The sequence below is a fragment of the Acinetobacter sp. UBA5984 genome, assembly GCF_002429925.1.
In the GTDB taxonomy this organism is placed as follows: Bacteria; Pseudomonadota; Gammaproteobacteria; order Pseudomonadales; family Moraxellaceae; genus Acinetobacter; species Acinetobacter variabilis.
The window spans coordinates 47,527-58,756 of sequence record NZ_DJBE01000032.1 but is presented as its reverse complement, the minus strand read 5'-3'; the positions used below and the strand labels follow the sequence as shown (position 1 = coordinate 58,756).

The window sequence follows — 11,230 nt, the reverse complement described above, 5'->3', positions numbered from 1 at the left end:
TTATGAACAGTAAATGTCAACAAACCCTAAGCTTTGGTTTAGGAAAGACAGATTTGGAGGATGAATAAATGAACCCTGCAACTTGGGCATATCTTTTGTTGGGTTTGGCTATAATTGCCGAAGTCACTGGCTCTACATTTCTGGTGAAATCTGAAGGCTTTACCCGTTTGTGGCCTTCTTTAGCGGTGGTCGTTTTATTTTGTATCGCCTTTTATTTGCTGTCTCAGGTGATCAAGGTGATTCCTTTAGGCATTGCTTATGCGATCTGGGCCGGAGTCGGGATCATTCTCACGGCCATTGTCGGTTATATTGTATTTAAGCAGGCGTTGGATCTTCCTGCTTTTATTGGTATTGCCCTGATTATTTCCGGTGTGGTGGTCATTAATCTGTTTTCTCAAGCAGCGGGGCATTAAAACCGATAGCTATAAGTTATCTCTATTTTCATGAATTTAAGCCAGCTGAGGTTTAAGCTTAAATAGTAAATAAACCATCAAGCCAAGCAGTAGGCCCCAGAAAGCAGAACCAATGCCGAAAAACTGGATATTGGATGCACTGAACAGAAAGGTCATCAGTGCGGCTTCCCGGTCATGAGTGTCCTGAAAAGCCACTGCAATGTTGTGGCTAATGGTGCCAAACAGGGCAATGCCGGCCAGAACCGTAATGAGAATACCCGGAAAAGCCATCAATAAGCTGGTCAGGGTCGCAGCGAAGAAACCCATCAGAATATAAAACAGACCACAGCTCATACCTGCGATATAACGCTTAGCTGGATCAGGATGTGCCTGTGCATCCAGACTGACTGCTGCACTAATTGCAGCAAGATTAACACTGAAACAGCCAAAGGGAGCGAGTAGTGCCTGAGTGAGGCCCGTCCAGCCTAAAATCGAATTTACCTTGGGTGGATAGTCATAACTTTTAATTACAGCCAGGCCTGGTAAATATTGCGATGCCAGATTAATCACCATCAGCGGAAGAGCCAGTCCTAAAATAGCTTGCAGGCTAAATTCTGGTGTGGTCCATACAGGCTGGGCGATGCTCCAGTTCAAATGTGGAAGCGTAAAATCGATAAAGAACGGACAGAGCGTAATTGCCATTAAGACGGTAATGACAATGCTATAACGGGTACTGAGCTTTTTGGAAATGAGATAGATGGCCAGTACTGTAAGCACAAAGCCCCAAGATTGTTGCAGGCTGCCAAATACCGAAATACCAAATTTCAGCAAGACACCAGCCAGCATGGCGCTGGTCAGACTTTGCGGAATAAACTGAAAAATCCGGTCAAATATTCCGAAAAATCCCAGACAGGCAATCAGGATGCCACAAATCAGAAAAGCGCCAATCGCTTCGGCCAGACTGTAATGGCCTGCGGAGGCAATAATTAATGCCAGACCGGCTGTCGACCAGGCGGTGGAAATCGGATAACGATATTTCCAGGAAAGCAGCAAGCCGGAAACTCCAATACCTATACCGAGTGCCCATAACCAGGAACTGATTTGCGCTGCATTTGCACCCAGGCTTTGCGCTGCTTCAATGACCAGTACGGCGGATACGCTGATCCCAATCATGCAGGTAATAAAACCCGCCATGATGGCAGGAAAGGAGAGATCTTGTAAAAGTTTATGCATCATCCATGACACTATTTTTAAATGCGTTTAAATCATACGCTTTTCATATATAAACACAATGTTTTTAACAATTTTAGAAAGAGCTGCTCTTGCCAGAAAGCTACTAATTTTTAGAAGGTTGAAGTCGCCAGTTTGATTCCGAACCCGCAGAATAGAATTCCTACTGAAGCAACTCCGCCAGCGGTCAATTTATAATTCTGGTTGAAATAGCTCGCGAGTTTGACCCCGGAAAAGATCAGGATTGAAAGGTAGGTCATGCTGATCAGTTGCAGGATTAAAGCCAAGAGTGCAAAAGTCAGTGCCGGATAAGGGTAAACAGGATCGACAAACTGCACAAAAAAAGACAAGTAAAATAGAATTGCTAGGATTTATAACACTGATCGTCAATGCTGTGCGAAAGGGCTGAATCGACTCGACAGTTTCAGAAGTAGCCTTTTTAATCTGAACACGTTGTGACGACTGTTTCGGAAAAAAAGTCTGATAGGCGGCAATAATCAGTTTGATCCCAAGATAACTGAGATAGACAGCACCAATAATTTTCAGGGCAATAAATAGCACGGGAAATGCATGAAGTAGAGAGGCTGCGCCTAACGCCGTACATAGAATCAGAATCAGGTCACCGGTATAAACCCCTAAGGCGCCCATATAACCGGTCTTGACACCAAAGCGGGAGGCAATCGACATGACATAGAGGGAATTCGGCCCTGGCAGTAACACAATTAACGTTGTCCCAATGATAAAGGTCGTTAGATCTGTGATACCAAACACGAAGAACTCGCAAAAATGAAAAAAGCCGATGCGGCATTATAGCAACATCGGCCTGCAGAAATTCTATAAATTCGCTGTGAAATTAGGTGGTGCTCAAAAAACTTTCCTTTAATAAAGCCGCCAGTTGCTCACGGGCTTTGATAAAGCCATCGATACCACCTTGCAGTAGTTCACTGGCCATCTGGTCCTGTTTCAGTTGTGCATCAAAATCGGCATGACTGATTGGACTCAGTTCACCTTGAGATTGAATATCTTTGGCTGAAAGTTGAGCCTGTACTTCACGCTGATCATTTTCCAGTTGTTCCAGCAAGTTTGGTGCGACAGTGAGCAGATCACAACCGCTGAGGCCCAGAACCTGCTCAATACTACGGAAGCTTGCACCCATGATTTCAGTTTTAATCCCATGCGTTTTATAGAACTCATAAATGCGCTTCACTGAGAGTACGCCCGGATCTTTTTCGATCGGATACGACTCAACACCTTCCGCTTTTTTGTACCAGTCTAGAATGCGGCCGACAAAAGGTGAGATTAAAGTCACTTTGGCATCAGCGCAGGCATGGGCCTGATGCTGGCCAAACAATAAGGTCAGGTTGGTATGGAGACCTTCTTCTTCCAATGCTTTTGCTGCCTGAATGCCTTCCCAAGTCGATGCGATCTTAATCAGGATGCGGTCAGAATTAATCCCATATTGATCATACAGCGCGAGTAATTCTTTAGCCTTGGCGATGGTCGCTTCAGTATCAAAAGACAGGGAGGCATCCACCTCAGTCGAAACACGACCTTCAATCAGTTTTAAAATTTCAACACCGAATTTGACGGTCAAAATATCAATGGTGCGTTCTATCAGAGCATTATTAACATAGCCTTCTTGCTGGGCTTGTTGAAAAGCAGCTTCAATCAATGCCTGATTTTCAGGCTGTTTCGCTGCAGCAGTAATCAGAGATGGATTTGTGGTTGCATCCAGAGGGCGAAATTTCTCAATTGCGCTTAAATCACTGCTATCTGCCACAATAGTCGTCAAGTTTTTTAATTGGTTTAATGCAGTTAATGTCATTACGATCTAGTTCTATGGTTATTACTTATGCATTCTTATATATCATAAATCATCCTCTTACCAAGTAGACTGTCGTTGAATTTCTGTGATTAATGGTCGGTTTTTCGCTGCTGACGCAAGTGATTAATCAAAAAATGAGCAGCTGTACCCAGTCGAGTTTCCCGACTCCAGACCAGATCGACAAAATATTCAAATTTTGGGGTGAAATCGAGCAGCTGCAAGATCTGTAGTTGCTCCTGCAAGTGTGGCTGTTCATTGATCATTTCCAGAGGAAGTACCCCCCAGCCTAAACCTTGCAGGATCATGTTACAGGCAGATTGATGATTGTCAGTGCGCCAGTAATTTCGGGAAAAGAGCAGTTCTGGCTTAATGCTACGATCACGACTGGCAACAACAATCTGTCGACTTTGTAAAATCTGCTCATAACTGACCTGTTGAAATTGACTTAATGGATGCTGTTTGGCCGCAACGGCGACCAGTACCTCACGCTTTAATTCTATAAACTGTTCACGGGTTTCCAACTGTTCTCGTTCAAACATCAGCGCTAACTGCGCTGAACCTTCAAACAGCATGCGATGAGCATCCTCTTGGGGTGCGCTAAATACATTAACTTGCAGCGCTGGAAATTCCCGTTCCAGCAAAACGATATAATCGGTCCAGCGGGTATGGAGTAATTCAGACACCACCACAATATTTAATTCAGATTCCAGGCCTGAACTGAGCGCAAGCGCATGTTGCTTCCATTGATTGATTTCAACCAAAAGCTGTTCAGTTTTTTCATATAGCACTTTCGCCTGCGCGGTGGGTTTCGGTTCACGGCCAATGCGTTCAAATAGCACCAGATTAAGATCAATTTCCAGATTGGCAATGGACATGCTCACTGCAGAAGGAACTTTACCAAGTTTACGTGCAGCAGCAGAGAAGGAGCCGGTTTCCATGACCAGTTTAAACATCAGCAGCTGTTCTTGATTAGTATTCATGAATTCTATCTTTCATTTTTATTGATAGATTCTAACTCGAATAATCAAATTTAAAGAAATAAAATTCTTTTATCTCCTGACTTGATGAACTGAAATGTTAATTTCGAAAAGAAGACTGATTCATGCCACCTTATATGAAGGTATTTTATTGGTGGTGATTGCCATTTTACTGAGTACGCTCATGCATATGCCGCTTGAGGTCACAGGCGCTCTCGGAATTGCGATGGCTGTGACTTCAATGTTCTGGAATATGTTGTTTAATCATTATTTTGAAAAGTTTGAAGCCAAACATCGTTTGAAAAGAACCATCAAAGTGCGGATTGCTCATGCGATTGGATTTGAGGGTGGTTTGATGCTGGCGACGATTCCGATGGTGGCTTATGCATTACAGATCAGTCTGGCGCAGGCTTTTCTTTTGGATCTGGCGATGACATTATGTATTCTGGTGTATACTTTTATTTTCCAGTGGTGCTATGACCAGCTTGAGGCCAAAATGGGTCTGGAACCAGACTACCGAAAAGCTTAACTTGAGTCTTTACTAGAGTAATCTTCAGTGCTCTATTAAAATTACTGCAATAAAAAACCGCTCTTTATGAGCGGTTTTTTATATGAGGCTTGGATTATTTTTCAATAATTGCTGTTACGCCTTGACCACCAGCTGCACAGATCGAAACAAGCACACGACCTGAACCTTTCTGGTTAATCAGTTTTGCCGCAGTCGCGATAATACGACCGCCAGTCGCTGCAAATGGGTGACCTGCAGCAAGAGAAGAACCTTTTACGTTCAGTTTGGCACGGTCAATTGAACCTAGTGGAGCATCCAGACCTAAACGCTCTTTACAGAATTTTGGATCTTCCCAAGCTTTCAATGTTGAAAGTACTTGCGATGCAAATGCTTCGTGAATTTCATAGTAGTCAAAATCTTGCAGTTTCAGACCAGCACGTTCCAGCATACGAGGGACTGCATAAGCAGGTGCCATCAACAGGCCTTCTTTCTTCTCTACAAAATCAACGGCAGCAGTTTCCTGGAAAGTCAGGTAAGCCAGTACTTCATGACCATTTGCTTTAGCCCATTCTTCAGAAGCCAGTAGCACACAAGAAGCACCATCGGTCAGTGGAGTAGAGTTACCCGCAGTCATGGTACGTGCATCACCTTTACCAAAAGCAGGTTTTAGTTTCGCCAGTTTTTCAACTGAAGAATCAGGACGCAAGTTGTTGTCACGTTCAAGACCCAGGAATGGAGTCACCAGGTCATCAAAGAAACCTTCTTCATAGGCTGCTGCCATTTTCTGGTGTGAAGAAGCGGCTAATTCATCTTGCGCTTCACGAGAAATACCCCATTCCAGTGTAGTAATTGCTTGATGGTCACCCATAGACAGGCCAGTACGTGGCTCACCATTTTTTGGTGCATCCATCAGGTCTTTCACATTGATTTTAGTCAGTGCTTTTAAACGGTCTTTCGCCGTTTTCGCAATATTCAGCTCAAGTAATGCTTTACGTAAGCCATCACCAAAAGCGATTGGTGCATCAGAAGTCGTATCTACACCACCTGCAATTCCCACTTCTATCTGACCTAGAGCAATCTTGTTTGCGACTAGGAATGCCGCTTGAAGGCCAGTACCACATGCTTGCTGGATGTCATAAGCAGGGGTTTCCGGTGCAAGAGCAGTATTCAGTACACATTCGCGAGTCATGTTGAAGTCGCGGCTATGTTTCAGTACAGCACCTGCAACCACTTCACCTAAGCGTTGACCTTGAAGATTAAAACGTTCAACCAGACCATTCAGGGCTGCTGTGAACATATCAGTATTGGATGCCGTAAAGTAAGCACCGTTAGAACGTGCAAATGGAATGCGGTTACCACCGATAATAGCAACGCGGCGAACTGTATTTTGGCTCATGTTTGGTTCCTGTTGAACAGAAGTCTGTGTTATAGATGTTGAATCTTGTTGGCTTGAAGTCGTTTTTTTGGTACGTGCAGATGTACTGCGTGTACGTGTGGTTTTAGCCGGACTTTTTTCTGCGGCATTGGCTGTATCAGGATTTTTAGTGCTACGCTTGCTACGCGTTGATGGTTTTGACACAGTTTCTGTCGCAGAGTTCTCGACTGCTGGATTATCTTGAGTTGTTTTGCTCATAAGGCTTTACCAGGCAAATAGATCGTCTTCTTGGTGGTTACATTAGCATAGAAGAAGATAGGCTGTATTGACTACAATGACATTACAGACTGCGCTTAGGTCAAGTCATCTGCCTGTTATCTCAAGTATGATTGGGCGGAATCTGGTAGATCTATTGAAATATAAGTGTCTGGCATCATACTGAAGTTTAAGGATAACTTTAGATCAACCAAAAATTAATTTGTATGAGAGATAATAAACATGACTGATCAGTACCAAACTTTCGCAAAATCTCCTATTGGTAAATTTGTCATTAAAAATTTGGGTCTGCCATCCCCAACTTCTTTAGACCGTTTTGAGTCTGCTACACCTGTAGTTAAAGGCGCGGTATTGTTTGGAGCAGCACCGGCAAGTACATTGACCGGTGCTATTGCTCAGGTTCTGGCAAATATTCATGCTAATAGCTATGCAGGTAACAATGCTGAACTGCAACAGGCTGCTGCATCAGCTGGACTGAATCTGGGTGCGTTTAATCCGGGCGATAAAGAATCAAAATTCAAAGTTGTCATTTTTGATGCTTCAGGAATCGAAAATTCAGAACAATTAAAATCACTTTATGATTTCTTTAACCCGATTGCACGTCAAATTCAAAGTTCTGGCCGTATCGTGATTGTGGGGACTACGCCTGAAACTGCTAAATCAGTCAGTCAGTCAATTGCTCAACGCGCACTGGAAGGTTTTGTAAAATCTGTGGGTAAAGAGTTTAAAAAGGGTATTGCAGCGAACCTGATCTATGTAGATGCCGGTGCTGAAGCAAATCTTGAGTCTGCTTTACGTTTTGCAGTTTCTCCACGTTCTGCCTATGTTTCTGGTCAGGTGATCCGTGTTTCACCTGCTGAAAAAGTGGATGTGGACTGGACTAAACCATTAGCAGGAAAAACCGCTGTAGTGACTGGTGCGAGCCGTGGTATTGGTGAAGCGATTGCTCATGTATTGGCACGTGATGGCGCACATGTCATCTGTCTGGATGTTCCACAGCAGCAAGCGGACCTTGACCGTGTAGCTGGTGAAATTGGGGGTTCAACTTTAGCCATCGATATTACTGCTGCAGATGCAGGCGAAAAAATCAAAGCAGCAGCAGCTGAGCAGGGTGGTCTGGACATTATTGTGCATAATGCTGGTATTACCCGTGACAAGACTTTGGCTAATATGAAACCTGAGCTATGGGATCTGGTGATTAACATCAACCTGTCTGCCATTGAACGTGTAAATGACTATTTAATCTCCAACGATGGTCTAAATGCTAATGGCCGTATTATCTGTGTATCCTCAATTTCAGGCATTGCAGGTAACCTGGGTCAAACCAACTATGCAGCGTCTAAAGCGGGTGTGATTGGTGTGGTAAAATTCACAGCACCAACCTTAAAAAATGGTATAACGATTAATGCTGTTGCACCGGGCTTTATCGAAACACAAATGACGGCTGCGATTCCATTTGCAATCCGTGAAGCAGGCCGCCGTATGAACTCAATGAGCCAAGGTGGTCTACCTGTAGATGTTGCAGAAACAATTGCCATGTTTGCTTCTACGGCTTCAACAGGTTTAAATGGCAACGTGGTTCGTGTCTGTGGTCAAAGCCTGTTAGGGGCTTAATAGATCCCTCCCGATCTCTCTTTATAAAAGAGAGGAGAAGTCCCCCTTTGATAAAGGGGGTTCAGGGGGATTAAAATTCTAAAGAGAAAATTCCAAGAACTCTCAAAACCTCTCTAGTGCTTCACTTTCATACAATGATTGAAGTATGCTCAGGAGAGGTCACTTTATAAAGATAATATTTCCAAAGGTTCAGTATGAATACGCGCCATTTTAGTCAACTTCCAAAACCTTATTTAGCCTATCCAAAAGTGATTCAAGGCTTGATTTTTAAAAAGCCGAAAGCTGAAAAAGTTCTACCGCAAGTTGAATATGTGGTGGATTCATTCAAGGTCGATCAGAAACATTTAAAAGCTTATAATGAAGTATGTGGCTTTAAAAATAATGGTTATATTCCAGCTATTTATTTGACCGTGCTGTCTCAAAGCCTGCAAATGCACATGATGACCTCGGAAGCATTTCCGTTCCCGATTTTAGGACTGGTACATATCCGTAATCAGGTCAAGCAATACCGTAAAGTCGGTGTAAATGAGACTTTAACCTTGTCATGCAAGTTTGGTGAATTACATCCACATGACAAAGGAGTTCAGTTTGATTTTATTACCACAGTCAAAGTAGGCAATGAAGTCGTCGTTGAGGCATTAACGACTTATCTTTCACGTCAAAAGACTGATGCTAAAGCTGCTGCAAAATCGGCAGAAAGTAAAGCGCCGGACTATAAGCTGAATACTGAATGGAAAATTTCAGAAAATACCGGCCGCCGTTATGCCATGACCTCAGGGGATTTTAACCTGATTCATATTCATGCTGTTACAGCGAAGGCTTTTGGTTTTAAACAGGCGATTGCACATGGTATGTGGAGCAAAGCCAAAGCACTGGCTAATCTATCCTTGCCGGATGCCTATGAAGCCGATGTCTGGTTCAAGTTGCCGATGTATTTACCCTCTAAAGTTGAGTTCCTGACTGCTCAAGCAGCGAATGATACAGATTTCCTGATCCGAAACAGCAAGAACCAGAAGCCGCATGTGACCGGCCATGTAAAAGCAATTTAAATCTGAATTAAAAGCCTAAACTCGATTTAGGCTTTTTCATTTTAAGGGATCAAAATTCTATGGATAGAATGATGCAGCCAATTAAAGATTATCTGTTTGCTGATCAGCATAATTATCAGGGCAATGTAGATGCGCGTTTTCGCGACCTTGCTCGTCAGTTTAGCCGCCTACAGGATGCACGTACTGAACAGGGTGGTGCAGCACTTGTCGTATATTTTCAGCGACAAAAAGTTGTCGATATTTATACCGGAAAGAAGTCTGCCACAGAAAACTGGCAGCCCGATACCATGTCACTATGCTATTCCACTGGCAAAGGTGTACTAGCAACCCTAGCGCATATTCTGGTCAGTAAAGGTTATCTGGACTATGACAGATCAGTTGCAGAATACTGGCCTGAATTTGCCCAGAAAGGTAAACGGTCGATTACTTTGGCACATATGCTGAGCCATCAAAGTGGCTTGTTTGATATCCGTAATATCATTGATGATGCCACTGAAATGGCTGACTGGTCACACATGCTGGAGCGGATCGCGGCAGCTGAACCACGTTTTCAGACCACGACAGATGCCGCTTATCAACCTTTGACTTTTGGATGGCAAGTGGGTGGAGTATTGGAAAAGGCAACCGGTAAATCATTAAACCAATTAATGCAGGAATATCTGGTTCAGCCTCTGCAATTAAATGGTGCCTATTTTAGTGTGCCGCTGGATGAACTGCCTCGAGTTGCACGACCGATCTTTAAAGCAAAGTCTGCATCTCAATCTTCTAAAGGCAAAAAAGTAGCCGCACGCAAACCCGGTTTAATAGAGCGCGCCCTGATCTGGAGTGGTCAGAGTCCACAAGATTTTCAAGATGGCATGATTCCTAAAGGCATGAAGAATTTTAACTTCTTTAGTGATGAAGGTTTACAGGCAATTATTCCTTCGGCTAATGGCGTCTTTACTGCAGAGAGTCTGGCAAAAATCTATGTGATGTTGGCCAATCACGGTGCCTGGCAAGGCCAGCAGTTGATTTCACCTCCAGTATTGCAGCGACTAAACCAGGTGCAATATACCCATCGTGATCGGGTGATGCCTGTACCCATGCACTGGCGTCTGGGTTATCACCGTATTTTGACCTTGGGTAAAGCCTCTACAGGTTTCGGTCATATGGGCTTTAACGGTTCTGGTGCCTGGTGCGATCCGGAACGCAGTTTAAGTTTTGCCTATACCCATAACTTCCCCACAGGTTCATTAACTGGAGATTACCGTCTTTGGGGGCTGACGCAGGAAACTTTGCGCTGTGCTGATGCGGTATTGACAGGAAGAAAAGGCTGGCGCTAACTGAATATCCTTGATTTGGGAGTTTAGTCAGTCATTTAAAATATGCTATTTTGTGGCAAATTCCAGCGCTGCGAAATGAAATCATGAAAAAAGTAATACTGATTCCCTTAGTGGCAACCGGTGCTTTATTCGGTTGTCAGGATCAATCCCAGTCAGCTAAAAATACTATTGTTGAAGCCAAGGCGCAGATTCCAGCATGGGCGGGAGAGTATCAGGGTACAACTCCTTGTATGGGCTGCTTGTCGCGTTGTGATGATTGCCCAGGTATGGCTGTCATGCTAACTCTGTATGAAGATCAGACTTATACTTTGCAGCGTGAAAGCCTGAGTGGTCATAATGGGGTGGAAACCTTTAGTGGTCCAATTCGTTTTCAGGATGATTCTTATCAGAAAATTGAGCTGGTGAATGTAGCAACTCGTAATTTACTGTATGTTGATCTGGAAGAGCATGTGCTGGAAATCCGTGAAGACAAAAGCGGTAAACGTTACCAGATGCAGAGTGATTTTATTTTAGGGCGATTCGCTTAAGCAGATTCAACTCAATTCTTTACCTTCGATCAGAAATTTTTATTTTTAAGATTGTATTCATCTACTCAAATAGATGGAAGATCAATAGATATTTTATCTTTCAAATATACAAAAACTATTCTGATATTTCACTCA

General features: G+C 43.5%; 10 protein-coding genes and 1 pseudogene. 6 read left to right on the top strand and 5 right to left on the bottom strand.

The window, feature by feature from the left end; all coding sequences use genetic code 11:
- Positions 1–68 precede the first annotated feature (68 nt).
- A complete protein-coding gene (locus B3J29_RS05010; protein WP_005236073.1) occupies positions 69–413 on the top strand; it encodes an SMR family transporter in 345 nt (114 codons plus the stop codon).
- A gap of 36 nt (positions 414–449) precedes the next feature.
- Here the strand turns inward: B3J29_RS05010 and B3J29_RS05005 are convergent, their stop codons facing one another.
- The 4 genes and pseudogenes from B3J29_RS05005 to B3J29_RS04990 form a co-directional block, all read right to left on the bottom strand.
- Complete coding sequence (locus tag B3J29_RS05005) at positions 450–1,625, bottom strand: benzoate/H(+) symporter BenE family transporter (RefSeq protein WP_005236072.1); 1,176 nt, start codon at positions 1,623–1,625, stop codon at positions 450–452.
- 110 nt (positions 1,626–1,735) lie between these two features.
- A pseudogene (gene leuE, locus B3J29_RS05000) lies at positions 1,736–2,393 on the bottom strand (leucine efflux protein LeuE).
- An 82-nt stretch (positions 2,394–2,475) separates the two neighbouring features.
- Positions 2,476–3,447, bottom strand: a complete 972-nt coding sequence (gene tal / locus B3J29_RS04995; RefSeq protein ID WP_004783929.1) for a transaldolase — start codon at positions 3,445–3,447, stop codon at positions 2,476–2,478.
- Positions 3,448–3,536: 89 nt separating this feature from the next.
- On the bottom strand, positions 3,537–4,427 hold the full coding sequence (locus B3J29_RS04990) for a LysR family transcriptional regulator (protein WP_005236069.1): 891 nt from the start codon (positions 4,425–4,427) through the stop codon (positions 3,537–3,539).
- A 94-nt stretch (positions 4,428–4,521) separates the two neighbouring features.
- Here B3J29_RS04990 and aceI point away from each other — a divergent pair, with 94 nt between their 5' ends.
- A complete protein-coding gene (gene aceI / locus B3J29_RS04985; protein ID WP_005236068.1) occupies positions 4,522–4,953 on the top strand; it encodes a chlorhexidine efflux PACE transporter AceI in 432 nt (143 codons plus the stop codon).
- A gap of 94 nt (positions 4,954–5,047) precedes the next feature.
- On the opposite strand, the gene B3J29_RS04980 is transcribed toward aceI, so the two are convergent.
- The gene (locus B3J29_RS04980; protein ID WP_004783924.1) at positions 5,048–6,565 is read right to left on the bottom strand and encodes an acetyl-CoA C-acetyltransferase; all 1,518 of its coding nucleotides are present in this window, start codon (positions 6,563–6,565) and stop codon (positions 5,048–5,050) included.
- Between the two features lie 240 nt (positions 6,566–6,805).
- Between B3J29_RS04980 and B3J29_RS04975 the strand changes: the two genes are divergently transcribed.
- The 4 genes from B3J29_RS04975 to B3J29_RS04960 all read left to right on the top strand — a co-directional run bounded on the left by B3J29_RS04975 (position 6,806) and on the right by B3J29_RS04960 (position 11,095).
- Positions 6,806–8,197, top strand: coding sequence for a 3-oxoacyl-ACP reductase (locus B3J29_RS04975; protein ID WP_034703537.1), 1,392 nt, complete (start codon positions 6,806–6,808; stop codon positions 8,195–8,197).
- Between the two features lie 194 nt (positions 8,198–8,391).
- Positions 8,392–9,246: a MaoC family dehydratase gene (locus B3J29_RS04970; RefSeq protein ID WP_005236063.1), complete on the top strand. Its 855-nt coding sequence runs from the start codon at positions 8,392–8,394 to the stop codon at positions 9,244–9,246.
- A gap of 59 nt (positions 9,247–9,305) precedes the next feature.
- Entirely contained in the window at positions 9,306–10,568 is a 1,263-nt protein-coding gene (locus B3J29_RS04965) for a serine hydrolase domain-containing protein (protein WP_005236061.1), read from the top strand.
- Positions 10,569–10,651: 83 nt separating this feature from the next.
- Positions 10,652–11,095, top strand: a complete 444-nt coding sequence (locus tag B3J29_RS04960) for a copper resistance protein NlpE N-terminal domain-containing protein (protein ID WP_005236059.1) — start codon at positions 10,652–10,654, stop codon at positions 11,093–11,095.
- Positions 11,096–11,230 lie beyond the last annotated feature (135 nt).